Origin of the sequence: Desulfovibrio sp. MES5, assembly GCF_002237645.1 — a bacterium.
In the GTDB taxonomy this organism is placed as follows: Bacteria; Desulfobacterota; Desulfovibrionia; order Desulfovibrionales; family Desulfovibrionaceae; genus Desulfovibrio.
In genome coordinates, this window is the sequence record NZ_MJUZ01000048.1 from 153,469 (window position 1) to 179,675 (window position 26,207).

Genomic DNA, 26,207 nt, shown 5'->3' on the forward strand with positions numbered 1-26,207 from the left:
AGGATTTTGCCGGATTATGCCGCGTTCCATGAGGTAGCTGCCATGAAAAAAGATATTCATCCCAAAGTGTTCAATGCCACTATCACCTGCGCTTGCGGCAACGAAGAAAGCGTGCTCTCCACCAAGGGCGAACATGTGAACGTGGAAGTGTGCTCCGCTTGTCATCCCTTTTACACCGGCAAGCAGCGCTTCCTTGACACGGCTGGCCGTATTGACCGCTTCCGTAAAAAGTACGCCAAGTTTGATTCCAAATAGTCGCGGGCGGCAGGATATGCCGCACAAGGATGACGCACGGCAGGGAGCGCCAGCCAAGACCACCGGGAAAATGTCCCGGATGGTCATGACGGCGCTTTATGCTTTGACCTCCGCCTGCCCCACGGTGGGCGGCCAGGCCGTTATGGAAGGCGTTATGATGCGCAATGGCGATGCCTATGGCCTCGCCGTACGCCAGGCTGACGGGGCTATTGTTGCCCGCCGTCTGCCCTGGTTCTCGCTGTTGCGTCATCCCTGGCTGAAAAAGCCCTTCCTGCGCGGGTTCCCCGTGCTGCTGGAAACGCTCGTCAACGGCATCAGGGCGCTCAACCGCTCGGTTGAGGTCGTGGCTCAAGGGCAGGAAGAAGAAATTACCGGCTGGCACCTGGTTGCAACCATGGCGGCAGCCCTGCTCATGGCCATTGGCCTTTTTGTCGTCGTGCCGCACCTGCTGTCTCTGGGCATGCTCTGGCTGAACCTTGGCGGTGATGTTGAAGGGCTGACCTTTCACCTGTGGGACGGCTTTTTCAAGTGCTGCATCTTTATGGGCTACATAAAGGCAATCTCGTATGTGCCCGATATCCGACGTGTTTTTCAGTACCACGGGGCGGAGCACAAGACCATCCACGCCTTTGAATCCGGCGAGGAAGTGAACGCGGCCAACGCCGCGCGCATGAGCCGTCTGCACCCCCGGTGCGGCACCACGTTTTTGCTCTTTGTCATCTGCATATCCATTATTCTGCACGCGGTACTGGTGCCCATGCTGCTGGCTCTGTACACGCCGCAGAGCGCCGTGGCCAAGCACGCCCTGACCCTGTTTTTCAAGCTGCTGCTGATGGTGCCCATCAGCGCGCTGGCATACGAGCTTATCCGCTATGCGGCGCGCCTGCCCGAGGGGCCGCTTGCCAGCGTGCTGCAAGCGCCGGGCCTGTCACTGCAAAAGCTGACCACCTACGAGCCGGACGAAAGCCAGCTTGAAGTGGCGGTAGTGGCCCTGGCCGAAGCGCTGGGGCCCGAAGCCGGGGAGCGGGTGCGCACGGTGCCCTACACCGCGCAGTAAAGCCCCTGGTTCCTGTACGGCGGCCACGCCCGCCGTCCGCTGTTTCCGTTTTTGTCCACTGCCAGCCGGAGACCCTATGTTCGCCAAATTAGAAGGCCTGGAAAAAAAATATCTGGAGCTTGAGGATGCCCTCGCCCAGCCCGATGTTTTTAACGACCAGGATCATTACCGCAAGCTGACCAAGGCCCACGCCGACCTGCGCGACGTGGTGGGCCTTTTTCGCCGTTACCGCGCCGTGAGTGAAGAACTGGCCGAAAGCAAACAGCTGCTGCACGACGACGACCCGGAAATGCGCGCCATGGCCCAGGAAGAAGTGCAGAAAGCAGAGGCGAAACTGCCGGAGCTTGAGCACGAACTCAAGGTCATGCTGCTGCCCTCCGACCCCCTTGATGAAAAAAATACCATCCTTGAAATCCGCGCCGGTACGGGCGGCGAAGAAGCGGCCCTTTTTGCCGCCGACCTCTTCCGAATGTATACGCGCTACGCCGAACTCAGGGGCTGGAAAGTGGAACTCATGAGCGAGTCCCCTTCTGAATCCGGGGGCTACAAGGAAATCATCTGCCTTATCGCCGGCGACCGCGTTTACAGCCATCTCAAGTACGAAGCGGGAACCCACCGCGTGCAGCGCGTGCCCGCCACCGAAGCGCAGGGGCGCATCCACACCTCCGCCGCCACCGTGGCCGTTATGCCCGAAGCCGAGGAAGTGGACGTCGAAATCCGCCCCGATGATCTGCGCATCGATATTTACCGCGCCTCGGGCGCGGGCGGCCAGCACGTCAACAAGACGGAATCGGCCGTGCGCATTACGCACATTCCCACCAATACCGTGGTCACCTGCCAGGACGAGCGCTCGCAGCACAAGAACAAGGCTCGCGCCATGAAGGTTCTTGCGTCGCGCATCCTGGCCGCCGAGCGCGAGCGCCAGAGTTCGGAACTGTCCGCAGACCGCAAGGCGCAGGTCGGCTCCGGCGACCGGTCGGAACGCATCCGCACCTACAATTTCCCGCAGGGCCGCTGCACGGACCACCGCATCAACCTGACCCTGTATTCTCTGGACAGGATTATGGAAGGCGAAATTCAGTCCCTGGTGGAAGCTCTGGGCACCGCCGCCCAGGCCGAGGCGCTCAGAGCGCAGGCCGCTGATTAGCGCAGGGATATGTTGTGAAGGGCTTTGTGGGGAGGAGACCCTTTTGCAAAAGGGTCTCCTCCCCCACGCCCCCACCCCCTAAAATTCTTTTTGTTTTTTGCGCACGTGTCCTTTGAAAAAAGTTGCATACGCTTAAAATTTTCTGCGGAGAGTTCCGCACAAACATAAAGCGCCCCCGCAGGCTGACAGCTTGCGGGGGTGCTTTATGTTTGTGCGGCTTGCTGAGGCCAGACCTGATTACGAATGGGCAAAAGCTGGCAGGAGACGCCCAAGCGCCGTTGCCGCCTGATGTTTGATGCTTTCGGCCTGCGTCAGGCTCTGGTGGACGGAAGCCGCGCGCTGGCTTCGGGTCTGGCTGATCTGCGTCAGGTCTTGATCTGCGGCCCCGCTGGAGGAAAAGATGAGGTCCCCCATCATCTCGTCAGCCGCAGAAAGGGTGTTGGGGCTGACCGAAATTTCGTTGCCGGCAGAATCATAAACAACAATGGCTCTGGGGGAGATGACGCTGAACCCGCCATTGTCCAGACCCAGAATGCGCACATCGCGTGCATTGACAAGGATGCTGCGGCCATTGTCAAGGATGATGCTGATTTCATCAGGCAGCCCCACGGCGGAGGCGCGAACCGTCAGTATGTTCCCATTGGGCAATATGGCGCGCGCAAGCTTTCGCGCGCTTGTCAAGCGCGCCCCCTGTGCGGTGAGGGCGGCATTTTTACATGGCACGTCTGGTGGGGCGATTCCGACTTCGCCTGCGGGAGAGTGCGACATGGACGCCTCCATGGTTGGTGTGCTGCCCGTTAGGGCATGTGACCAGAACAGCGTGCCAGTGGAAATGTACGCTCTATTCCGGCACGACCGTTACGATGCGAAACAGGGTGCATGAGCCTTCGCGAAACCGCGAAATGGCATCGTGTTCCCATTTTTATGAAAGCAAGAATCATTCCAGACAGATAAGGAAAATTATGCCTACCGGAAAAGATGAGAAAAAAAACGGTTCGGGATGGCAGCCAGCTGGAGCGGTTTTACATTGAAGTGTTTTGTGGGTGAGGGGCCCTTTGTGAAAGAGACCCTCGCCGACGCCCCACCCCCTTAAAACTTCAAGGGTATTTGGGTGCAGTACTACGAGCTTTCTGACTTGAAGGCAGGAGACGGGGCAGCGGGTGCCTGCGCGCCCGGTGTGTCAGGGGGGCGACGCGGCAGGGGGGCGGGACGACAGGGCACTGGCTACAGGCGGCACGATGACGGGACAGCAGGCCACAGGCTATAGGCGACATAGGGACTTTCACAGTGCCGCTTTGGCGCGTCAGCCTCTGGATGTGCGGCCTTTATGCCTTGCCCGGGCGCGCTGCGCCCGCAGTCCCCTTAACGCCTGGAGGCGGCAATGCCCTAATCCCCGACCACAAACGCGCCGGGATACAGGATGGAGAAGACTTCAAGCTGCTTCTGCGCTCCAAAGGAGTCGGGCCACGGCCCCACCTGCACGTTCCACATGCCGTTGCTGCCAAAGCGTACGCGGCTCTTGTGTCCCGATCTGGCCAGATCGTTGGTGAGCCTGTCGGCGTTGTCCTTGTTGGCAAAAGCGCCCACCTGCACGAAATAGGCTCCGTCAATGTCGCCGTCGCTGCGCATCTGCGGGACGCCGCCAAGGCTTTGTATGCGCACGCGCCCCGTGCCGGGGCCGATAATATTGAGTTGGGTGGCGGCGGCGCGTGAAAGGTCAATGACGCGGTCGCCCACAAAAGGCCCACGGTCATTGATGCGCACAATAATGCTGCGGCCGTTGTTCATGTGGGTGACGCGCACCTTGGTGCCCAGGGGCAGAAGCTTGTGGGCCGCCGTCATAGCGTACTGGTTGTAGCGCTCGCCGTTGGCTGTGGTTTTGCCGTGAAAGCCCGGCCCGTACCACGAGGCTTCGCCCTCTTCGACAAATCCGTGGGCGGATTTGAGGGGGTAATACGTTTTGCCGCGAACCGTATAGGGCTTGGTGCCGGTGATGCCGCCCTTGCGCCAGGAGCCCCTGGAGCCGCACCCGGCCAGCAGCAGGGCGCAGAGCGCGAGTATAAGGCAGGTCCGCAATGCGCGGAGGGCAGGGGTCATGCTTTGGAGGTCTCCAGCGGGTGAAGGTAGGGCAGACACGGAAAACCCTCCTGCCTGCCGCAGGCCGCGCAGATATCGGACGCTGTATCCATAGTGGCGTTTTCAACAAGCAGAAGACTGAGCAGGCCGCGCCCTTCGCCGCGCAGCAGGCCGCGTTCATCGGCGCCCTGCAGCAGGGCTATGGCCGGTTCGCGGCGTCCGGCTTCAAGAAAGTCCCGTGCGGCCAGCAAATAGAGGCGCTCGTGTTCTGGGCCGTACAGCGCGTCCAGCATGGGCACATAGTTGGCCCCGAAAGCCTGCCGGGCAGGCAACTCTTCACTGGCAAGCCAACGGGCAAGATGGGTATTGTGCCGTTCAACCACAAGGTACTGGGCCAGCATGCGCAGGCCGTGGGACAGCACATGGCTTATGCGCGACAGTTCGCGCGAGGAGCTTTCCGCCGTTTGGCCCACAAGCCCGCGCAGCGGATTGTACATATCTGTGGTGACGCCCTCATGCCGGGCGACCTGGGCAAGGCGGTTGGCGTAGTGTTGGTTCTGAAAGGCGTCTTCCTTGAGTTTGACGCACTCATGAAAGGCGTAGCCAATGCACCAGTCGATGATGGCTTCAAGGGCGCGCTGACCGTCAGCGCCGCCGGGCAGCAGATTGTTGGCGGAGCGGAGCAGCGCCGCGACCTGCGCGGATTCGGCAACTTGCGCGGATTGTGCGGATTCAGGATCACGTCTGTGCCCCTGCCCGCCATTGGGCGCATCCTGCATTTTGCAGTTGCAGTGCTGGCAGACCGGGCCGGGCGTGTCGACCGGGGCCACGTCGCTGTGCGCCGGAGCATTGCGAAAGAGCAGGTGAGAGGTATCTTTCAGACGCCAAAAAACGCCCTTGCGCATGGCCTCGCCCAAAAGGTCGCGCAGGGCCGAATACGAGACAGCCCCGGCCTGCTCAAAACGTTGGCGCTGTGCCGAAAGAGACTGAAAAACCGTGCAGTAGTCGCGAACAAGGTCGCGCATGAGAAAGTCGCGGTTTGCCAGCAGCCAGCGGCCTTTCACGCCTCGTCTTCCTTGAGAAGAGCTCTGGCTACGGCCAGGTCGTACAGCTTGAGGGGGTCGGCGTCAGCGTTGCGCTCCTGCCGGTAAAGCTCCGAGGCATCCTGCACCACGCTCATGCTGAGCCAGGGGTGACGCTCCCACACTTCGGGCATGTCTGCCCGCCAGAGGCGAAATTCCACCTCGCCGTGCTCCCCACGGCGAACATAGACGCGGGAAAGAGTGTTGCCCGCCTGGGGGTGGTAGTACAAACCGAGTTCATCTTTCATGACGTGAGGTTCCTTAAAGGTGATGCCAGCGAGGGCGTCTGTTCTCTGTTCAGCGGCAGTCTACGCTCAAACGGGGTTATTTGCCAAGCGTGGATGCATAGCATATGTGAAAAAAAGTACATAATCCGAAAAAAAGTTGCATAAATGACAAAAAAATGAGTATTAGTAGCCTCTATAAAGACGGGACAAGCAGAGCAGCCGGAATGCGCTTTCTGGCGCAAAGGCTTGCTTGGCGGGCTTTTGGGTCTGCTTTGCGATATATTCCCGGCCCGGTTGTCATTAGCGCAATAATGCGTTATGTAGTGATCTGACCGCGTTGCGGCCAGAGGGCCGAGGCTTTGGCTCGCCCGTCTTACGCGATCCTTTGGGGCGTCCCGATTTTCACGGGATGGGCGCGTTCCGGCGGGGGGCAATACCCGTTGGCGTTAAAGAACCCCAAGCGGTTCTTGCCCGCACGTCCGATGCAGGTGGCGCTTTGCGCCAGCTCACGGATCGCCGCATTTGACCGGCACGTCACGCGCTGCGTGATACAAACAAACCATGTGGAGGTATGGCAATGGCGAAACATGCAACCCCCCTGTTGGACCAGCTGGAAAGCGGCCCTTGGCCGAGCTTTGTGTCCGACATCAAGCAGGAAGCGGCTGTTAGGGCCAAGAATCCCAGGGGTATCGATTATCAGATCCCTGTGGATTGCCCTGAAGACCTGCTGGGTGTGCTTGAACTTTCCTACAATGAGAAGGAAACCCACTGGAAACACGGCGGTATCGTTGGCGTGTTCGGTTACGGCGGCGGCGTTATCGGCCGTTACTGCGACCAGCCCGAAATGTTCCCCGGCGTTGCTCACTTCCACACCATGCGTGTGGCCCAGCCTGCGGGCAAGTTCTACAACACCAAGTTCTTGCGCGATCTGTGCGACATTTGGGACATGCGCGGCTCCGGCCTGACCAACATGCACGGTTCCACCGGCGACATCGTGCTTCTTGGCACCCAGACTGCCCAGCTCGAAGAAATCTTCTTCGAACTGACCCACAACATGAACGTGGACCTTGGCGGCTCCGGCTCCAACCTGCGTACGCCTGAAGCCTGTCTTGGCCAGTCCCGCTGCGAATATGCCTGCTACAACACGCAGGACATGTGCTACCAGCTCACCATGGACTACCAGGACGAACTGCACCGCCCCGCCTTCCCCTACAAGTTCAAGTTCAAGTTCGACGGCTGCCCCAACGGCTGCGTGTGCGCCATGGCGCGCTCCGACTTCGCCGTGGTAGGCACCTGGAAGGACGACATCAAGATCGACCAGGAAGCCGTGAAGGCCTATGTGGCCGGTGAATTCGCTCCCAACGCCGGCGCGCACTCCGGCCGCGACTGGGGCAAGTTCGACCTGCAGAAAGAAGTGGTGGATCGCTGCCCCTCCCAGTGCATGAAGTGGGACGGCTCCAAGCTCTCCATCAAGACTGCTGACTGCGTGCGCTGCATGCACTGCATCAACACCATGCCCCGCGCCCTGCACATCGGTGACGAACGCGGCGCAAGCATCCTCGTGGGCGCCAAGGCCCCCGTGGTTGACGGCGCTCAGATGGGTTCGCTGCTCGTGCCCTTCGTCTCCTGTGAAGCCCCTTACGATGACGTCAAAGAAGTCATCGAAAAGATTTGGGACTGGTGGATGGAAGAAGGCAAGAACCGCGAACGCGTGGGTGAAACCATGAAGCGTCTGTCCTTCCAGAAACTGCTGGAAGTTACCGACACTCCTGCTGCCGCCTACCATGTCAAGGAACCCCGTTCCAACCCGTATATCTTCTTCAAGGAAGAAGAAGTGCCCGGTGGCTGGAACCGTGACCTTGCCGCTTACCGCAAACGCCATCAACGCTAGTCAAAGGGGGAGAAGAACATGGCTTTTATTTCTTCCGGGTACAATCCCGCCAAACCGATGGAAGGCCGTATCACCGACATCGGCCCCCACAAGTATGACGAATACTTCCCGCCGATTATCAAAAATAACTTCGGCAAGTGGTTGTATCACGAAATCCTTGAGCCCGGCGTGCTCATGCACGTGGCTGAAAGCGGCGACAAGTGCTACACCGTCCGCGTAGGCGGCACCCGCACCATGTCCATCACGCACATCCGCGAACTGTGCGACATCGCCGACAAGTACTGCGGCGGCAGCCTGCGCTGGACCACCCGTAACAACATTGAGTTCATGGTGGACAGCGAAGAGGGCATGAAGGCCCTGCGCGACGACCTGAACAGCCGCAAGTTTGACGGTGGCTCGTTCAAGTTCCCCGTGGGCGGCACCGGCGCTGGCATCAGCAACATGGTGCATACCCAGGGTTGGGTGCACTGCCACACGCCTGCCACCGACGCCTCCGGCCCGGTCAAGGCCGTGATGGACGCCGTGTTTGAAGACTTCAAGACCATGCGTATGCCCGCTCCTGTGCGCATCGCCCTGGCTTGCTGCATCAACATGTGCGGCGCCGTGCACTGTTCCGACATCGGCCTTGTGGGCATCCACCGCAAGCCGCCCATGATCGACCACGAATGGGCTGACCAGCTGTGCGAAATTCCCCTGGCCGTGTCCGCTTGCCCCACTGCCGCCGTGCGTCCCACCAAGGTGGAGCTTGACGGCAAGAAGGTGAACTCCATCGCCATCAAGGAAGACCGCTGCATGTACTGCGGTAACTGCTACACCATGTGCCCCGCGCTGCCCATTTCGGACGGCGAAGGCGACGGCGTTGCCATCATGGTTGGCGGCAAGGTTTCCAACCGCATCAGCATGCCCAAGTTCTCCAAGGTCGTTGTGGGTTACATCCCCAACGAACCGCCCCGTTGGCCTTCGCTGACCAAGACCGTGAAGCACATCGTTGAAGTGTACGCGGCCAACGCCAACAAATACGAACGCCTGGGCGACTGGGCTGAACGCATCGGTTGGGAAAGCTTCTTCAAGCTGACCGGCCTTGAGTTCACCCACCACCTTATCGACGACTTCCGTGATCCGGCCTACTACACCTGGCGCCAGAGCACGCAGTTCAAGTTCTAGGATTATCTTGCTTAACCCCGGCGGCGCAGCAGCGCCGCCGGGACAGGAGAACCACCATGGCTGACGACAAAGACATTGTTGTTGAATTTTTGAACAGCAAATCCGCCTCCAAGTCGAAGTTCTATTTCAAGGACTTCACTGATCTGTTCCCTGACAAAGGCCCCCGCGACGTGAAGAAAATCCTCACCAAGCTGGTCAATGAAGAAGTGCTGGAGTTCTGGTCTTCCGGTTCCACCACCATGTACGGCCTCAAGGGTGCGGGCAAGCAGTCCCACGCTGAAGGCGAAGACTAGCGGTTGATTTTTTTAGCCGGGTGCGGCTTTATGCCGGGCTTTCCATTCAGGGTTCGAGGCGGTTTATCCGTGTCGGCCAGGCAAGTTCTGTGCTTTGCGCTCACGACTAAAAAACCTCAAACGCCAGGATTGCCCCGTTCATGGCCTTCGCAGGGCTCGTCAGCCTTTGCGTGAAAGCCTCATGCAAGAAATGCCGTAACACTGTTGCGGCATTTTTTGCATTGTCCGGCAGGTCGCGTGCCCGCCAAGCCGCCCTGTACCGCCGCGAACATGCTGTTGCATCGGCAGGCAGATGGGTGCGCTAAGGCGCTGGCGGCAGACCTGAGCAGGGCAGACTGGCCAGGCGTCAGAATCTTATCAGGGATTCTGGCAACGTGGCCGTAAACATCAGGCAGGAACGCTATGGGAATTTCCTTTACCCTCACTGATGCGGAAAAGAATTTTTTGAGCCGTCAGGCACGGATGTCCATTGAAGCCGGACTTGTAGGCAAGACGGTGGACGCCATCCCAAGCCCACCGGAAACGCTGGACAGGCAGCAAGGCCCCCTCAGGCGTCACCTTGGCGCGTTTGTCACCATTTCCATAAACAACGCGCTGCGCGGCTGCATCGGCAGTATCGTGGGCCAGGAACCGCTGTACGTGAATGTCTGGCGCATGGCCGCTTCAGCGGCGTTCAGCGACCCGCGTTTTCCGCCCCTGACCCTTGAGGAATGGCGCAGTGATGTGGAACTGGACATTTCCGTGTTGGACGAACTGACGCTCTGCCCAAGCCCGGAGGCCGTGGAAGTTGGCCGCCACGGGCTTGTGCTTCAATACCAGAACCGAAGCGGCGTTTTTTTGCCGCAGGTTCCCGTTGAGCAGGGTTGGGATAGGCTGGCCTATCTTGAGCACCTTTGCTTCAAGGCCGGGCTGCCCAAAGACAGCTGGAAGCAGCCCGGCGCACGCCTGTTCTGGTTTGAAGCGCTGGTTTTTCCGGCGTAAGATGCGGCTGGCATGAAAAGTTTTGTGGGGGGACTCTTTTGCAAAAGGGTTTCCTCCCCCACGCCCCCACCCCCTAAAACTCTTGTTGCAGTTTGGCATTTTGCAACGTGCTTTCTGATCTGGAGCGGGAATGTTAGAGGCGGCTTTTTTTGAACATCATGTCAGCGTAACGCTCATTTGTGCCAGTTTCAGCTTTTGTTTTCGCTTCATACGTCCGTATCGTTAAGCGCGTCATGCCCCTTCAGCTGTGCTGGCAGCCCGAACCCTCGCCTTTACCCACAATAGCGCATAGACTCTTGCCTTGATTGCGGCAACGGCGTATGTTGCTTATGTTTCTCAGGGCGGGGTGCAAGTCCCCACCGGCGGTGATGCGGTAGCGTAAAGCTCCGTCAGCCCGCGAGCGCCCATGTTTGGGGTCAGCAGATTCGGTGAGAATCCGAAGCCGACGGTAACAGTCCGGATGGAAGAGAACGGTCATAGCCACGCGAAAATCCTGTGCGCCATGCACATGTCTTTCGTGTGGCCAGCGCTGAGCTTTCGCAGTAACGGCCCGGCCGCCGCTGTACTGGCGCAATCCGTCCACGCCCTGATGCACCATCTCCCGGTATTGAACCGGAACAGGAGAACGGCATGCATCAGTCCTCACTTTCCCTTCATTCTTTTGGCAGCGCTGAAGAGCGCGTTCGTAATGCCCTGGCGTCCCTGCGCGCCGGAGGCGGCGTTCTTGTGGTGGATGACGAAGACCGCGAAAATGAAGGCGACCTCATTTTTCCGGCCCAGACCATCACGGAACAGCAGATGGCCATGCTTATCCGGCATTGCAGCGGCATTGTTTGTTTGTGCATCACAGACGGGCATGCCCAGCGTCTTGATCTGCCGATGATGACGGAAAACAACACCAACACGCAGCAAACGGCCTTCACTATTTCCATTGAGGCCGCCACCGGCGTGACGACGGGCGTTTCCGCTGCAGACCGCGTCGCTACCATTCGCGCGGCTGTAGCTGACAACGCCCTCCCGGAAGATCTGCGCAGGCCCGGCCATGTTTTCCCCCTGCGGGCGCGCCCCGGCGGCGTTCTGGAGCGGCGCGGGCATACGGAAGCCACCGTGGATCTCATGCGCATGGCCGGGCACGCTCCGTGTGGCGTGCTGTGCGAACTGACCATGGACGACGGCAAGATGGCGCGTTTGCCGCAGGTTGCGGCCTTTGCCTTTGCCCATCGCCTGCCCTTGTGCAGCGTGGAAGATCTTGTGGCCTGGCGGTTGAGCCTGGCAGAGGAGCAAATAGCCATATCAGCCTGATGTAGTTCTTCAGGCGGCAGTTAGCTGACAGTTTTGCCTGCTGCCGCGTCAAGCGGCCCTTTTCATTCCGGGTGAATTCGCAGAGGAATTCGTCCTTCATGAAAGGGGCCGCTTTTATTGTTGTGGGAGGCACTTGATGACAAGTAAGGGCTTGGGTGAGCAGGCGGGGTGTGTGCCTTACTTGGAATCGTGTTTGGCCGAAGCGCGACAGCAATCATTATCCGCCACGCCGCCTTGCGGCAGCCCTGTCGTCAGATAAAATCAGTGCAGGTCAAGGCAAGTCATGGCAGTGCATGGCAGTGCATGGCGCGACGTATTCGTCTTTTTCATTTGAAAAAATCAGGTTTTCCGGGTTGTTGTTGCAAAAATGGAATGATCGCAATACTGGTCGCATCACAGGATTGCCTGAGCCGGCACGTTCGCTTGGGAAGTGGAGTCAGATATAAAAGCGCAATGATTTTGCAGTAAGGCGCCTGAAAAAGAGAACTGACCGAGCTCAAACAAATTTTCATTTGACAATATTTGTCGTACCTGCAAAAGTTACAACGGTGGTTATATGAATAACGATACCCGATTGGCCGTTGCCGCGCACATTCTTGCCCTGCTCTCGTTTGCCGGTAACGAGTACAGGTCTTCAGACCTGCTCGCCCGCAGCGTCAATACAAACGCCGTGGTCGTCCGGCGCTTGACCGGCCAGCTAAAAAAAGCCGGTCTTGTCGAGATTCGGCGTGGGGTGGGAGGCACCGCATTAAACCGCAAGCCGGAAGATATAACCCTGCTGGACGTGTACAAGGCTGTGATACCCCAACCCAAGGCCACCCCCTTTTATTTACACCAAAACCCCTGTTGTGATTGCTATATCGGCAGAAATATCCATGACGCGCTGGAGGCTCCCTTTGCCAGGGTCAATGCTGCCATGCAGGAAAGTCTGGCAAAAACCACCATTGCAGAACTGGCGGATTTTATAAGGAAACGAGAACGTATGTAGGCGTGACGTTTAAATTTGCGGCCTCTGCGCGCGCCCGAAACCGGGCGCCGGTCTTGCGTGGTATTTTTTTTGTGCATAGATATAACAGCAAAAGTTACAATAAACAGACGAGGAGTCAGCCATGAAAAAATTGTTTGAATCCACTGTGGTCGGCGGCATTGCCCTGAGAAATCGCTTTATCAGAAGCGCAACCTTTGAATACGTTTATGACAACGAAAGTGAAACCTTCGCAGACAAGCTGCTGCCAATGTACGAAAAACTGGCAAGCAATGGCGTTGCGGCCATCATCACAGGCATGGTCGGCGTTGACGAAAATTCCAGGGCCGGCTCCGTCATGGTCAAAGGCTACGCGCAATCATTCGTGCCTGAAGTATCAAAATTGACGGCAGGCGTTCACAGTCTTGGCGCAAAGCTGATAGTGCAGATCAACCACTGTGGCCAAAAAGCCCGCACAATTGATAAGGGCGGTTGTCCGCTCGGCCCGAGCGCTGCGTCCGACGCGCAGGGAAATCCCATAAAAAGCATGAGCCAGGAACAGATACGCTCCGTTGTGAACAGTTTCGCCGAGACAGCGGTCCGCTGCCAACGGGCCGGCGCTGATGCTGTGCGGATTCACGCTGCGCATGGCTACCTTTTAAGCGAATTTCTCAATCCGTATTTCAACAAACGTACGGATGCGTATGGCGGGAGTATTGAAGGACGGGCCAGAATTGTTTTTGAGGTCTATGACGCCGTAAGAAAAGCCGTAGGTAAGGATTATCCGGTATGGATAAAAATCAATTGCAAGGATTTAACCGAGCCATCCATTGCCCCGCAAGAGTTTCAATGGGTATGCAGCGAGTTGGACAAACGCGGCATAGATGCGATTGAAGTCAGTGGCGGCGCAATGGTCAGCCAGGAATCAGCCTCAACCCCGCTCATCAAAAAAGAAGAGAACGAAGGCTATTTTGGCCGTGAAGCGCTGAAGCTTGGGGAAACGACGTCCGCCTCCGTAATAAGCGTCTGCGGCTATCGCACCCCTCAAATAATCGAAGAATGGCTCAATAAGGGCAATATTGAGGCCATTTCATTGTGCCGCCCACTTATTTCCGAGCCTGACCTTATAGCCCGCTGGGAAAAGGGAGACATGCGCAAGGCCCGTTGCATCTCGTGCAGTAAATGTTTCAACCCGGAATTGAAGTGCATCCCTTTTGCGAAAGACGCGTAAGGAGTTAACCTGGGGCAGAAGTTCAAAGCCCCGGTTCATTGCTAGAGCAGTTTACGAATGAAATGAGTTAACTGCTCTGCAAGGATTTTTCTGAAAATCCTTGCCACGAAATGCGAGTAGGCGGGCTTTTGCCTGCCGTACGCGAGCATTTCAAGTGTTAAATGCTCTAATGGGGCGCAGCTTTGGTTTGGGATTACTGAGCCGGGCTGACGCCTATTTCGCTTTGACGTCGCTCTTTTTGTGGGGCTGTCTCGACATATGGGGGACACGAACCCCTTGAGAATGCAAGAATGTGCAGTCTCAGAGTTGATCCGCCTTGGAGTTGATCCGCGTTAGCAGGGGGGGCGCAGCCTCTCCGCCAGCCGGGTATAGCGCTTGCGGGTTTTGTTGTTTTTGACGGCCATATGCAGCGCGCGGGATTCGCCCACCAGAATGACCAGTTTTTTACCGCGCGTGGCCCCCGTGTACACCAGGTTGCGCTGCAGCAGCATATAATGCTGCATCATGATGGGGATGACCACGGCGGGGTACTCCGACCCCTGGGATTTATGGATGGATATGGCATAGGCCGGGGCCAGTTCGTCCAGTTCATCAAACTCGTACGGCACGACGCGGTCGTCAAAGGTGACGCTGAGGGTGCGGTCCGTAAGGTCCATAAAGCTGATGCGCCCCATGTCGCCGTTGAAAACGTCCTTGTCGTAATTGTTGCGTATCTGCATGACCTTGTCGTGCAGGCGAAAGGCACGTTCGCCGCGCCGCACCTCAAGGCCGTTGGGGTTCAGGGCTTCCTGAAGGCGGGAATTCATCTGCCCCGCGCCCACGGCTCCCTTGTGCATGGGGGTGAGCACCTGAATATCGTCCACGGAATCAAAGCCGAAACGGCGCGGAATGTGGTTGCGCACAAGGTCAACGATAAGCTCGGCGGCCTTTTCGGGATCGTTCTGGTGGATAAAGTAAAAATCCGAAAGCCTGTCCTTGCTGGATTCCAGTGAGGGCACTTCGCCCTTGTTGATGAGGTGGGCGTTGCAGATGATTTCGCTCTCCGCAGACTGGCGAAAAATTTCCGTCAGTTCCACCACGGGCACAACGCCGGAGCTGATCACGTCGGCCAGCACGTTGCCCGGCCCCACCGAGGGCAGCTGGTGCACGTCGCCCACCAGAACAAGGGTAGCGCCCAGCGGCACGGCCTTGAGCAGATGGTAAAAAAGCAGGGTGTCCATCATGGACGCTTCGTCCACAACGAGCAGGCCGCAGGCGAGGGGGCTGTCCTCATTACGGGCGAAGCCATCCTCCTTGGGGCTGTATTCCAGCAGACGGTGGATGGTGCGGGCCTCGCGTCCTGATGTTTCGGCCATGCGCTTGGCGGCGCGGCCTGTGGGCGCTGCCAGCAATATGCGGGCGCGCACCTCGGCAAAAAGATTGATAATGGCATTGATGATGGTGGTCTTGCCCGTGCCGGGGCCGCCCGTGAGCACCATAACCTTGCTGCGGGCTGCCATGCGCACGGCCTCAAGCTGTTCTGGGGCAAGCGCTATATCCAGTTGCGCCACCACCTTGTCCACGGTGGCGTCGGCATTTTCAAAGCGGATGGACTTGGGAGAATTGAGCAGCCTTTGCAGATAAAAGGCCGTTTTGGATTCGCAGTGAAAATAGCGGCGCAAATAGATGCCGGTTTCCGGCAGGCAGACGTGCGCGTCGGAATCCGGGCCAGCGCCGGGCATATCCATATCTTCACGCACAATGCGCTCGTCCTCCTCAAGGGAAGACAGGGCTTCGCTCACAAGGCCTTCATCCACGCCCAGCTGGGCGCACACGGCCTCCATAAGGGCGGATTCCGGCAAATATACGTTGCCGTCGTCCGTGGCTTTTTGCAGCACGTACAGCGTGCCCGCCTGAATCCGCAGAGGGTGGTCATGCTCAAAGCCGAGCTTGCGCGCCGCCGCATCGGCAGTCACAAAGCCGATGCCGTGAATGTCCATGGCCAGGCGGTACGGGTTCTCGCGCACAATGGTCAGCGCATCGCCGCCATACGCGCGATAGATGCGCACGGCATAGGCCGGGGTGATGCCGTGGGGCTGCAAAAAGAGCAGCAGGTCGCGTATGCCCCGGTGTTCGGCCCAGGAAGCGCGTATGCGCTCAAGGCTCTTCTGGCCTACGCCACGCACCTTGAGCAGGCGTTCCGGCTCTTCGTCCAGCACGCGGATGGTGTCGGTGCCAAAGGCTTTGACGATGCGGGTGGCCATTTCATCGCCGACCCCCTTGATAAGGCCGGAGGCCAGATACAGGCGGATGCCCTCGCTGGTGGCGGGCATCATTTCTTCGGCGTTGCTGAACTCGACCTGACGGCCAAAACGGGTGTTGTTGACCCAGCGCCCGCTGAGCTTCATCTGCACCCCTGCCTGAGGATTGACCATATGCCCCACGCAGCTCACCGAGTCACGCGGGCGGGTGAGGCCGCCGTCGCCGCCCGAACTGTTGACGCTGCCGGGCATGAGGCGCAGAACGGTATAGCCGTTCTCCTCATTGTGAAAGACGACGCGCTCGATGGTGCCGGTAATTTCGACGGCATCCGGGTCTTGCAGCAGGGACATTTCCTTCATGTCAGCGATTTTCCAGGGCAGGGCTTGCACCGTCAGAGGCGGCCTTGCGGTTGCGCGACCACCAGAACCAGTCGCGCTGTTCCGGCGGCAGGTGCGGGTTACGGGCCTGCGCCACGGCGCAGTGCATGACGTCCAGGCAGCAGATCTCAACCTTTTGCCCCTTGAGGCGGCAAAGGGCGTCATACAGTTCCTGCGGATCGCGGCCTGCGAGGTCGTTCAGACTGGTCACGCCAAGCAGGTCAAAATCTTTCAGCGAGGCTGGCCCAATGGAGCGCAAGCCTTGCAGGGGGTGCTTCTTCATACGCCAACGCCCATGCGTTGCTGCAAAAGCAGCGCATCGGCCAGCGCCAGCGCCGTCATGGCCTCCAGTACGGGCACCACGCGCGGGATGGCCGCCAGATCGTGCCGCCCGCCCACAAGCACAGTGGCGGCATTGCCTTCTTTGTCCACGGTGTTCTGCGTGATGGCAATGGACGCGATGGGCTTGACCGCCGCACGCAGCACAATGTCCTGGCCGCTGGAAATGCCGCCAAGAATGCCGCCCGCGTGGTTGGAGGCAAAGCGTGCCCTGCCGGGGCCTGGCTCGTCAGCGGGGAGCAGCGCGTCATTGTTCTGCGAGCCGCGCAGGGCCGCCGCCGCAAAGCCCTCACCTATTTCCACGCCCTTGACCGCGCCCACACTCATGATGGCGTGGGCCAGCACAGCCTCAAGCTTGTCAAAAACGGGTTCGCCAAGCCCAGCAGGCACGTTGCGTGCTTCAATGCGCACAATGCCGCCCAAGGTTTCTCCGACCTTGCGGGCCTCGGCCACCAGCGCGTCCCACTGGGTGACCACAGAGGGCGCGGCGGCGCAATAGGGGCGCATGGAGGCTCCGTCCATATCCATGCCCCACTGGGGTATGGCAACGCCGCCCAGTTCCACGCAGCCGCCAAGAATTTTCACGCCGCGCAGCGCCAGGATTTTTCTGGCCACAACGCCGCCAGCCACACGGGCCGCTGTTTCGCGCCCGGAAGAACGCCCACCGCCACGATGGTCGCGCAGGCCGTTGTATTTTTGAAAATATCCCCAGTCCGCATGACCGGGGCGAAAAACTTCCGCAAGATTGCCATAGTCGTAGGAACGCTGGTCTTCATTGGCAATAAAGAATGCAATGGGCGTGCCCGTAGTGAGCCCCTCATAAACGCCGGAAAGCAGGCGGACGGTGTCGGCCTCCTTGCGTTTGGTGGCTGTTGGCCCCTGGCCGGGCTTGCGGCGATCCAGTTCTGCCTGCATATGGGCTTCGGTCAGTTCGAGACCTGCGGGGCAACCGTCAATGATGCCGCCAAGGCCAGCCCCGTGGGATTCGCCAAAAGTGGTCAGGCGCAGGGCGCGCCCAAAGGTGTTTCCGGCCATCATGCACCTCGCGCAGGATAGAAAAATGGTTCGGGGCAGCCGTTTGGGCAGCCAGAATCTTTTCAGTATAGAAAAGGGACGGGCGGCTGGCAAGCTGTGGGGCGTGAGGGGGACTTTAGCTGTAGGGATTTGAGGGAAAATAAAGCAGGGCTTGTTCTTCAAGCAGGCCTGTCCTTTGAGAGGAGGCTTCTGTGCCCTGCGGGCACGGCGGCTTTTCATTAATCTGGTTTGGGCCGCCCGCCGCGCGGGCGGCGGGCAAGAGGGCATGCGTGGCAAGCGCTTTGAAGAAAGCAAAGCATGGCTTGTCCTTTGAGCGTAAGTTGTTGTGCCCTGCGGGCACGCGGGCTTTCACTTTCTTTAGTTTGGACCGCCCCGGCGGGGGCGGAAGGGGGCCTGTTAGGGGCTGCCTTGTTAATGGGGGGCAGTATACTGCCCCTCCGAGGCCCCCTCTGCACTCCCCCGGACGACCCCGCTGGGGTTTGTCGTATATCCTCACTCCCACGAGTGGTCTTTAAAGGTCTTTCCCATTTTCGCTACTCCACGAGGGCTGCGCGGCCTTTGCTCCGGGAGCTTCCGCGCTTCGCGCGGCGATCTCCCTGCGCGCCACGCAATGCCAGTGTGCGTCTTCGCGTTGAATGAGAGGCCGGCGGAGTGTATCTCGTTGGCTACATGACGTTTGTGGGGTGGGGAGCTGATCGCTTGGAGCGGCTCGTTATGGAGAAGGGGGGGCTTGGTTTGGTCTTTGGGATGGGCAAGAAACGCTTGTGGGCGAGAGCAGTTTTGTTGCTGTTATTTTGCTCACCTCATAACAAAGACAAAGTATTCTGAGGTTGTTTTTCCGTTTATGTTGTTCCTAAGGTGTTGATACGCCCGGTGTGGTTCAATCAAAAATTGCTGTCATGCAGGTAACGCATTTAAGCCAGTGTTGCTTCTCGGGCAGGGCGCGGGCTAATGCCGGGGCGGCGTTATAAAGAATCGAAGCCGACACGTCGGCATAAGGGGTTTCCCCACGTTTTCATTCAGAGCGAAGGCGCACGTTGGCATTGCGCGGCGCGCAGGGAGATCGCCGAGCGGAGCGAGGAAGCTCCCAGAGCAGAAGCCGCGCAGCCCTCGTAAAATGGCGGAAGCGGGAAAGCCCAGGCGGGGTGCTTCGGGGGGGATGCAAGGGGGGCCGAGAAGGGGGCGCAGCCCCATAACCGGCCCCGCCTTGCCGCACGCCGCGCAGGCGGCCAAAACAAAAGAATAAAGAAGGCCTCCGTGCCCGCAGGGCACAGAAGTCATCTCTCAAAGGCAAGCCTTGCTTTGCTTTCTTCAGAGCTCCCGTCGCGCATGCCCCGCCTTGCCGCACGCCGCGCAGGCGGCCAAAACAAAAGAATAAAGAAGGCCTCCGTGCCCGCAGGGCACAGAAGTCATCTCTCAAAGGACAAGCCCTGCTTTGCTTTCTTCAGAGCTTCCGTCGCGCATGCCCCGCCTTGCCGCACGCCGCGCAGACGGCCAAAACAACAAAAAAGAAGAGCCCCGTGCCTGCAGGGCACAGAAACAACCTCTCAAAGGACAAACCCTGTTTTTATTCTCCTGAAGCAGCACCTACTATACCCCCTCCCCCACAAAGCATCCCCAAAAAAAGAGCGGAGAGGCATGACGCCTCTCCGCTCCATTTATTATTATGACGAATATGCCGCTGCTACACCTTGGCGGCGGTACGCAGGTCGGCCACGGCATCGGTGGCTTCCCAGGTGAATTCGGGCAGTTCGCGTCCGAAGTGGCCGTAGCAGGAGGTTTTCTGGTAGATGGGGCGCTTGAGGTCAAGGCGCTTGCTGATGAAATAGGGGCGCAGGTCAAAAACTTCGCGCACGGCCTTGGTCAGGATTTCATCAGGAATTTCGCTGGTTCCCTGCGAAGACACAAGCACGCTCACGGGCTGGGCCACGCCGATGCAATAGGCGATCTGCACTTCGCACACAGGGGCAAGGCCTGCGGCCACGACGTTTTTGGCGATGTAGCGGCCCATGTACGCGCCGGAACGGTCAACCTTGGAGGGATCCTTGCCGGAGAAAGCGCCGCCGCCGTGGTGACCGCTGCCGCCGTAGGTATCCTGAATGATCTTGCGCCCGGTGAGGCCGCAGTCGCCCATGGGGCCGCCAACGACAAAACGCCCGGTGGTATTGATGAAGATTTCGCAATCTTTTTCAGTGAAGTAGCCGGAGGGCTCAAGGATGGGGCGAATCACGTGCTTTTTCACGGCTTCGGCCACATCCGCCTGACTGGCGCTGGCGGCGTGCTGGGTGGAAACCACCACGTTATTGATGCGCACGGGCCTGCCGTCCTGGTATTCAAAAGAAACCTGGGTCTTGCCGTCCGGGCGGAAAATGTCCACCAGGCCGTCCTTGCGCACCTTGGTGAGCTGCTGCGAAAGCTGATGCGCCCAGTAGATGGGTGCGGGCATCAGGGTGGCGGTTTCGTCGCAGGCATAACCAAACATCATGCCCTGGTCGCCCGCGCCCTGGTCTTCGGGTTTTGCGCGCACAACGCCCTGAGCGATGTCGGGCGACTGATGCCCAATGGTGGAAATGACGGCGCAGGTCTTCCAGTCAAACCCCATGTCGGAGTTGCTGTAGCCGATGTTCTTGATGGTCTCGCGTACCACGGTGGGCAGGTCGGCGTAGCCGGTGGTGCTGATTTCACCGGCGATAATGGCCATACCCGTGGTTACCAGGGTTTCGCAGGCCACGTGGGCGTCGGGGTCCTGGGCCAGCAGGGTGTCCAGAACGGCGTCTGAAATCTGGTCTGCCACCTTGTCGGGATGCCCTTCGGTGACGGATTCGGAGGTAAAGAAGTATTTGCCCTTGGTCTGCATGCTGTTCTCCTTTAGAGGATCGCGCCGCAGGCGCGGTGAGTTGCTAACGCAAAATGATGTTGTCGATAAGTCTGGCCTTGCCCATACGTACGGCACAGGCCATGAGGGCCGGGCCATCAATCTTGTCGAGCGGGGCCAGGGATTCGGGATGTACGATGCTGAGATAGTCCAGCCGCCCCAGAGGCAACAGATCCGCCCAGCGGCGCAGCACGGCCTCACGCAGCAGGGATGCGCTTGTCTCACCCTCCTGAGCAAGCTTTTGCGCGTGCAGCAGACCCCGGCGTATCTCGGGCGCCTGGGCGCGTTCTTCAGGGGTAAGATAGACATTGCGTGAAGAAAGGGCGAGCCCGTCGGCTTCACGCACGGTAGGTCGCGTTTCAATGCGCATGGGCAGGTTAAGGTCCCGTGCCATGCGGCGCAGGATGGCCTGCTGCTGCCAGTCTTTCTGGCCGAAAACAGCCACATCCGCCGCGCTCAGCATGAAAAGCTTGAGCACTACGGTGCACACGCCGCGAAAATGTATGGGGCGGCTCTGACCGCACAGCCCTTTGGCAAGGTCAGGAACCTCAACCCAGGTGGCGTGATCCGGAGCGTACATGGACCCAGGTTCGGGCATAAAGAGCACGTCCGCACCATGGCTGGCGGCAATGGCCGCGTCACGCTCGGCGTCACGCGGGTATGCGGCAAGGTCCTCATCAGGACCAAACTGGGTGGGATTGACGAAAAGGCTTACCACAAGCCTTTTGCCCAAGGTGCGACCGTGGGCCATAAGGTCTTCATGTCCGGCGTGGTAGTAGCCCATGGTGGGGACAAGGGCGATGTCGTCCCCGGCCTTGTGCCATGCGCGGCACTGGGCAGCCAGTTCCTGTGGGGTAGTTAATATCTGCATATCAAGGTATTGTGATATAGTTTAAGAAAGTCCATTTATACACGTCTCGAGAAGGCTTGTAAAGAAAAAGCGGTAATCCTGCATTGTCGCTACGGGGCTCAGGAACGAGGCGTGGAGCCAGCGGTGCGGCGCGCGGGGCCGGGCCGCCGCCCTTGACCCTCCCGACGGCAATGGGCATAAGAAGAGCGGGAGGCCGCATGCTGAAACCTTTTTATCAGGGCAAGTTGGACACGTTTTGCGCTATTTACGCAGTGCTGAACGCCCTGCGCCTTACCCACAGCATCCGGGTGCTCAGGGCGCGCAGCATTCTTAATGAAACCCTGATGGCTTTGGCGGCCTCGCCGGAAATGTTCAGGGCCGTGCTTGAGCAGGAGACCGACTACTGCAGTCTTGTGGACGGCATGCTGCGCGCGCAGAGCCGCATGTTCCCCCTGGACGTGCGCCAGCCCTTTGGCACGGACCAGGACCCCTCCGCCGAGCAGGTGTGGGACTGCTGCGACCAGTGGCTGAATGGCGGCAGCAATCGTGCCCTTGTTTTTCGTTTTTTGCGCCACATCACGCCTGACGGCCCGGCTGTGAACCGCCACTGGACAACGGCCGACAGCCTGAAGGATGGCGTGCTGCATCTTTTTGACTGCAGCCATGAGGCGGAGGCCATCCTCAATGTACGCAAAGACAGCTTTGTGACCCGTCCGCAGGAAATGGAGCAGGACAAACTGCTGTATATCCAGCCGGAAACCATCCGCCTGATACGCCTGCCGGTGTAGACATCTCACCGCTGAAAAAGGGCATATGCTCTACCGCTGCACGAGAGGGCAGCGCTCCGCAACCCCACGCGCCTTCACGCGCTTTATGCCTGACCGCTTTTGCAGCACCGTCAAAAAACCACGCCAAGTTCCCAACATTATTATATCCAAGTGTAATAAAATGCTTTTTTTACACTGGCCGGATTATTGCATTTTTACAGGCGTTCTCCGGCGCGGCACTCGCGCCCAACGCAACGCGCAAGCAAGCGAGGTAAGCATGACGCCTGTACTCTGGCTGCTCGGCCTTTCCGGCAGCGGCAAAACCGCACTTGGTTCTCTTCTGCGCCTGTACCTGGAAGGGCAGGGCATTGAAACAGCCTTTATTGACGAAGGCAGATTTTGCCGACAGGTCGATGTCGCCCCTGAAGCCCGCATTGCCGCAACCAACGCCTTGCGCGATCGCGCGTTGCAGCAGCATGCCCAGGGGCGCATGTGCATTGTGGCGGCCACTACCCCCTATGACTGCATGCGACAGAAAAACCGCGACCACTTGCCACTGTATCGTGAAGTGTGGGTGCGCTGCTCACTGCAAACGCTGGTGGAGCGCGATACCAGGGGATTGTACGCCATGGCCGGGCACACGCACATCACCGGGCTGTGCGGCCTTACCGACAAATTTGATGAGCCGCGCCGCGCCGATCATGTTCTTGATACTGACCGCTACAGCCTGGCCGAAAGTTATTTGCAGTTGCGCGATCTTGCCCTGAACGCTCTGGATGAAGCGCGCCACTGGCAGCGCATGCAGCATGCGCTGCTGCCGGAACGTCCGCTGCCTGCGGCCCGCATGCAGCCAGCCATAGCCCTTTAGAGCAGAGTAACCTGCTTTGTCGCAAGGGCGAAAGCTCGGCTGCATCCACGCCACGTTGCGGCGCGCTGCACTTTAGCGCACGTATACATTGCACTTGCTCTGGCGGCTGCGGGTGGAGCCTTTTGTCTTCACATTGCCTTCACTGGCGCGCCTTGTCCTGCGCGCCTTGTCCTGCGCGTCCTGTTCAGCGTGCTTCGCCCGGCGGGACGCGCTATTGCGCCGCCGTGCCTGAAAACTGCTGCGAAATGAAGGTCGCGTAGTCGTCCGTCATGCCGGACACAAAATCGAGCACGCGCAGATAGGCCGCATACAGACATTCGCCCTTCAAGGGAGCATTGGTGCCCATGAGGGTAAGTGCGCGTTTTTCTTGATAGGACATGGAATTGTTTTTGCTGAAATTGAAGCAGGCCGGAATAAAAATATCCAGCAGGCGCTTGTACAGTGTGTACGTGCCTATTTCCAGCGCGGTTTTCTGCGGATTGTTCATGATTTTGCTGTTAAAAACTTTTTTTGCCGCACTCATAAATGTTGCCACATCCGGCTGGGCGTGCTTGAGCAGGTCGCCCTCAAACGTACCGGCCGTCATGTCTTCATAACAATCCATAAATGTCTGCACCACTGAGGGGATGATGCACCCCATGGCCTTGGTGCGCAGAATGCCGGAGCGCCGCCGGTCGGAATCCATAGCGTTCAGGCGTCCTGTATCCATATCTTTGTCGCCCAGCAGCGGTCCCACCACATCCTTCAAGTCCTGATAGGTAATGATGCGCAGTTCGCGCGCGTCTTCCATATCTATGATGCGGTAGCAGATGTCGTCCGCTGCCTCCAGTAGGTAGGAAAGCGGATGCCGCCGCGCGCGGCCGTCCCGCAACAGGCCCAGAGTTGAAAAAACTTCTGTAAAAATGCCCTGCTCGGCCATGTAAAAATTAAACTTGCCGCTGGACTGCCCCAAGGCTTCATGGGCAGAACGGGGATACTTTACCAGGCTGGCCAGCACGGGAAACGTCAGGCGAAAGCCCCCGGCGTCCTTGTTGTTCTCAAGCGTGTTGACCACCCGAAACCCTTGGGCATTGCCGTCAAAGGCCTCAAAGTCCGCCCGTTCCGCTGGCCGCAGGTCCTTGAAATAGTGTTCGGTATGGCCCGTGTCCTTGAACCAGTCGCGTATGGCTTCTTCACCGGCATGGCCAAAAGGCGGGTTGCCGATATCATGAGCCAGGCAGGCCGCCTGCAAGATCTGGCCGAGATGCTCCGGGCTGAAGCCGTCCGGCAGGTGGCCCCGGTCGGCCAGGGTCTGCCCGACCTGAAGGCCCAGTGAACGTCCGACGCTGCTTACTTCAAGCGAATGGGTAAGACGGTTGTGGATATGGTCGTTGCGCACCAGCGGATGCACCTGGGTTTTCTTGGCCAGCCTGCGAAAAGAACTGGAAAAGATGATGCGGTCATAATCCTGTACAAAGGGATTGCGCACCACATCCAGGTCAGCCAGTTTTTTGTCCTGGCGCGTCATGCGGTACGGAGCCAGCAGACGGCCCCATTGTTTTTTATGGTCGCTCATAAGTTCTCCTTCAAAGGCTTTATGACAAGTGTCTTCGGGCTGCAAGCCCGTGAGTTTTGTGCTGCGCCGCGCGGACGTATGCTCGTAGGAACATGATGCAAGGGATTAACGAGATAGTCTTGCGGCGTGGTGGTGGCCTCAGTGGTAAAAGCTCCGGGGAAAATAAAACCGGGCCTGTCCTTTGAGGGGTGGTTTTGTGCCCTGCGGGTATGCCTGCGCGGTGGGCGACGGTTGGTGTTCCTTAGCTGCGGCTTCAGGGAGAAAAACTGGGCTTGACCTTTGAGTGCGGGTTTGTGTGCCCGTGCGGGCACGGGGACTTTTCTTTATATTAAGTTTTGGCCGCCTGCGCGGCGCGCGGCAAGGCGGGGCCGGTTATGGGGCTGCGCCCCCTTCTCGGCCCCCCTTGCATCCCCCCCGAAGCACCCCCCTGAGGTTTTCCATTTTCCGTTATTCTACGAGGGCCGCGCGGCTTTTGCTCCGGGAGCTTCCTCGCTTCGCTCGGCGATCTCCCTGCGCGCCGCGCAATGCCAGAGTGCGTTTTCGCGCTGAATATGAAATTGGGGGCGTCTTATGCCGACGTATCGGCTTTGGTTCTTTATGACGTCGCCCGGCAGTAGTTTGCACTCTGCCTGAGAGACCGTACAGACTCCAGTGCTTTAATTGTATGGTAGTATATAAAGTGTAACCACGGTGGGCGTATCAATATCTTGAGGGTAACGTAAGCGGAAAACATACAGAGAATACGAAGTATTCTTTGTAAGGCGAGTAAAGTAGCAGAAACAGAACACCCATTTCAAAGATTAGGCCAAGAGCCAGACCTACAACTATTATGTCTCCCCAACAATCAGGCTCCATCCCTGAGACTTCATATAGCCAATGCGACGCCTCTCAATCTTTCATTCAGAGCAAAGGCGCACTCTGGCATTGCGCGGCGCGCAGGGAGATCGCCGAGCGAAGCGAGGAAGCTCCCGGAGCAAAAGCCGTGCAGCCCTCGTGGAATTTTGGTGTTTGGAAAGCCCAGCGGGGTCGTCCGGGGGGAGTGCAGAGGGGGCCTCGGAGGGGCAGCTGTAATGCCCCCCATGAATCAAGCTGCCTTTAAGGGAGTATCCTTCCGTTTTTTACCAGCCTGCTGATGCACGCATTGCGGGGTCTTCCAGCCAAGCGCCGAGTGCAGGTACGTGGTATTAAAGAGTTCTATCCAGCTGGAAAGTGCGTCGGCCAAGTGCTCAAGGCTGCGCCATTCATGCAGCCAGAAAAGTTCTTCCTTAATCGTGCGCATTGTCCGTTCAGTATCCGCGTTTCCTTTGGGATTGTTATAGCTAGTGAATGCCTGTGAGATGCCTAGTATCGCGCATTCACGTACAAAAGCCTTTCCTGTTGGTTGGCAGCCGTTATCACTCATCAGGCTCAAACCCTGTTCTCGGACGCCTTCGGGAAAGTGCGCCTGAATGCCCATCTCCAAGGCTTGCAGCCACTCGTGACTTCGGCTTTGATAGCCAGCATGATGGCCGACGATCTTTTTAGAAAACCAGTCCACTACCAGTACAACATACACCCAGCCACTTTCCGTCATGACCTTGGTCATATCGATGCCCCACCACTGGCAGGGCCGAACAGGGCGCGGCTCTGT

General features: G+C 58.7%; 23 protein-coding genes and 1 riboswitch. Of the genes, 12 read left to right on the top strand and 11 right to left on the bottom strand.

Annotated elements, in window-relative coordinates:
- The first annotated feature begins 42 nt into the window (after nt 1-42).
- The 3 genes from rpmE to prfA all read left to right on the top strand — a co-directional run bounded on the left by rpmE (nt 43) and on the right by prfA (nt 2,459).
- Nucleotides 43-255: a 50S ribosomal protein L31 gene (rpmE, locus tag BCS36_RS11965; RefSeq protein ID WP_179980448.1), complete on the top strand. Its 213-nt coding sequence runs from the start codon at nt 43-45 to the stop codon at nt 253-255.
- 142 nt (nt 256-397) lie between these two features.
- Nucleotides 398-1,312 carry a DUF1385 domain-containing protein gene (locus BCS36_RS11970; protein ID WP_291303127.1) on the top strand — a complete coding sequence of 305 codons (915 nt, stop codon included), beginning with the start codon at nt 398-400 and terminating at the stop codon, nt 1,310-1,312.
- Between the two features lie 76 nt (nt 1,313-1,388).
- The gene (gene prfA / locus BCS36_RS11975; RefSeq protein WP_291303105.1) at nt 1,389-2,459 is read left to right on the top strand and encodes a peptide chain release factor 1; all 1,071 of its coding nucleotides are present in this window, start codon (nt 1,389-1,391) and stop codon (nt 2,457-2,459) included.
- Nucleotides 2,460-2,696: 237 nt separating this feature from the next.
- On the opposite strand, the gene BCS36_RS11980 is transcribed toward prfA, so the two are convergent.
- The 4 genes from BCS36_RS11980 to BCS36_RS11995 form a co-directional block, all read right to left on the bottom strand.
- Nucleotides 2,697-3,227 (bottom strand): hypothetical protein, encoded by a 531-nt coding sequence (locus tag BCS36_RS11980; protein ID WP_291303106.1) that lies wholly within the window; start codon nt 3,225-3,227, stop codon nt 2,697-2,699.
- Between the two features lie 618 nt (nt 3,228-3,845).
- Nucleotides 3,846-4,556, bottom strand: a complete 711-nt coding sequence (locus BCS36_RS11985; protein WP_291303107.1) for a septal ring lytic transglycosylase RlpA family protein — start codon at nt 4,554-4,556, stop codon at nt 3,846-3,848.
- Nucleotides 4,553-5,599: a hypothetical protein gene (locus BCS36_RS11990; RefSeq protein WP_291303108.1), complete on the bottom strand. Its 1,047-nt coding sequence runs from the start codon at nt 5,597-5,599 to the stop codon at nt 4,553-4,555. The genes BCS36_RS11985 and BCS36_RS11990 overlap by 4 nt, the downstream gene beginning before the upstream one ends.
- Nucleotides 5,596-5,865, bottom strand: a complete 270-nt coding sequence (locus BCS36_RS11995) for a hypothetical protein (RefSeq protein ID WP_291303109.1) — start codon at nt 5,863-5,865, stop codon at nt 5,596-5,598. Before BCS36_RS11995 ends, BCS36_RS11990 begins: the two co-directional genes overlap by 4 nt.
- 556 nt (nt 5,866-6,421) lie before the next feature.
- On the opposite strand from BCS36_RS11995, the gene dsrA reads away from it, so the two are divergent.
- The 7 genes from dsrA (at nt 6,422) to BCS36_RS12030 (ending at nt 13,670) form a co-directional block, all read left to right on the top strand.
- Entirely contained in the window at nt 6,422-7,735 is a 1,314-nt protein-coding gene (gene dsrA / locus BCS36_RS12000; protein ID WP_291303110.1) for a dissimilatory-type sulfite reductase subunit alpha, read from the top strand.
- An 18-nt stretch (nt 7,736-7,753) separates the two neighbouring features.
- On the top strand, nt 7,754-8,899 hold the full coding sequence (gene dsrB, locus BCS36_RS12005) for a dissimilatory-type sulfite reductase subunit beta (protein ID WP_291303111.1): 1,146 nt from the start codon (nt 7,754-7,756) through the stop codon (nt 8,897-8,899).
- Between the two features lie 56 nt (nt 8,900-8,955).
- Nucleotides 8,956-9,192, top strand: coding sequence for a dissimilatory sulfite reductase D family protein (locus tag BCS36_RS12010; protein ID WP_246388154.1), 237 nt, complete (start codon nt 8,956-8,958; stop codon nt 9,190-9,192).
- A 402-nt stretch (nt 9,193-9,594) separates the two neighbouring features.
- Nucleotides 9,595-10,173: an AmmeMemoRadiSam system protein A gene (gene amrA / locus BCS36_RS12015; RefSeq protein ID WP_291303112.1), complete on the top strand. Its 579-nt coding sequence runs from the start codon at nt 9,595-9,597 to the stop codon at nt 10,171-10,173.
- A gap of 328 nt (nt 10,174-10,501) precedes the next feature.
- A riboswitch (FMN riboswitch) is annotated at nt 10,502-10,649 on the top strand.
- Nucleotides 10,650-10,803: 154 nt separating this feature from the next.
- Nucleotides 10,804-11,475, top strand: coding sequence for a 3,4-dihydroxy-2-butanone-4-phosphate synthase (ribB, locus tag BCS36_RS12020; protein WP_291303113.1), 672 nt, complete (start codon nt 10,804-10,806; stop codon nt 11,473-11,475).
- 556 nt (nt 11,476-12,031) lie between these two features.
- A complete protein-coding gene (locus tag BCS36_RS12025) occupies nt 12,032-12,463 on the top strand; it encodes an Rrf2 family transcriptional regulator (RefSeq protein ID WP_291303114.1) in 432 nt (143 codons plus the stop codon).
- Between the two features lie 121 nt (nt 12,464-12,584).
- The gene (locus BCS36_RS12030) at nt 12,585-13,670 is read left to right on the top strand and encodes an NADH:flavin oxidoreductase (RefSeq protein WP_291303115.1); all 1,086 of its coding nucleotides are present in this window, start codon (nt 12,585-12,587) and stop codon (nt 13,668-13,670) included.
- A 332-nt stretch (nt 13,671-14,002) separates the two neighbouring features.
- Here BCS36_RS12030 and BCS36_RS12035 read toward each other — a convergent pair whose 3' ends face one another.
- The 5 genes from BCS36_RS12035 to panC form a co-directional block, all read right to left on the bottom strand.
- A complete protein-coding gene (locus BCS36_RS12035; RefSeq protein ID WP_291303116.1) occupies nt 14,003-16,270 on the bottom strand; it encodes an ATP-dependent RecD-like DNA helicase in 2,268 nt (755 codons plus the stop codon).
- Nucleotide 16,271: 1 nt separating this feature from the next.
- Nucleotides 16,272-16,571 (bottom strand): helix-hairpin-helix domain-containing protein, encoded by a 300-nt coding sequence (locus tag BCS36_RS12040; RefSeq protein WP_291303117.1) that lies wholly within the window; start codon nt 16,569-16,571, stop codon nt 16,272-16,274.
- The gene (gene aroC / locus BCS36_RS12045; RefSeq protein ID WP_291303128.1) at nt 16,568-17,662 is read right to left on the bottom strand and encodes a chorismate synthase; all 1,095 of its coding nucleotides are present in this window, start codon (nt 17,660-17,662) and stop codon (nt 16,568-16,570) included. Before aroC ends, BCS36_RS12040 begins: the two co-directional genes overlap by 4 nt.
- A gap of 1,684 nt (nt 17,663-19,346) precedes the next feature.
- A complete protein-coding gene (gene metK, locus BCS36_RS12050) occupies nt 19,347-20,519 on the bottom strand; it encodes a methionine adenosyltransferase (RefSeq protein WP_291303118.1) in 1,173 nt (390 codons plus the stop codon).
- A 43-nt stretch (nt 20,520-20,562) separates the two neighbouring features.
- Nucleotides 20,563-21,408: a pantoate--beta-alanine ligase gene (panC, locus tag BCS36_RS12055; RefSeq protein WP_291303119.1), complete on the bottom strand. Its 846-nt coding sequence runs from the start codon at nt 21,406-21,408 to the stop codon at nt 20,563-20,565.
- Nucleotides 21,409-21,605: 197 nt separating this feature from the next.
- On the opposite strand from panC, the gene BCS36_RS12060 reads away from it, so the two are divergent.
- Nucleotides 21,606-22,175: a hypothetical protein gene (locus BCS36_RS12060; protein ID WP_291303120.1), complete on the top strand. Its 570-nt coding sequence runs from the start codon at nt 21,606-21,608 to the stop codon at nt 22,173-22,175.
- Between the two features lie 256 nt (nt 22,176-22,431).
- Nucleotides 22,432-23,022, top strand: a complete 591-nt coding sequence (locus BCS36_RS12065; RefSeq protein WP_291303121.1) for an adenylyl-sulfate kinase — start codon at nt 22,432-22,434, stop codon at nt 23,020-23,022.
- A gap of 211 nt (nt 23,023-23,233) precedes the next feature.
- Here the strand turns inward: BCS36_RS12065 and BCS36_RS12070 are convergent, their stop codons facing one another.
- Both BCS36_RS12070 and BCS36_RS12075 read right to left on the bottom strand, forming a co-directional pair.
- Nucleotides 23,234-24,577 (bottom strand): deoxyguanosinetriphosphate triphosphohydrolase, encoded by a 1,344-nt coding sequence (locus BCS36_RS12070; protein WP_291303122.1) that lies wholly within the window; start codon nt 24,575-24,577, stop codon nt 23,234-23,236.
- 1,084 nt (nt 24,578-25,661) lie between these two features.
- Nucleotides 25,662-26,207: DDE-type integrase/transposase/recombinase (locus BCS36_RS12075; RefSeq protein ID WP_291303123.1), on the bottom strand; the 546-nt coding region annotated here is incomplete at its 5' end.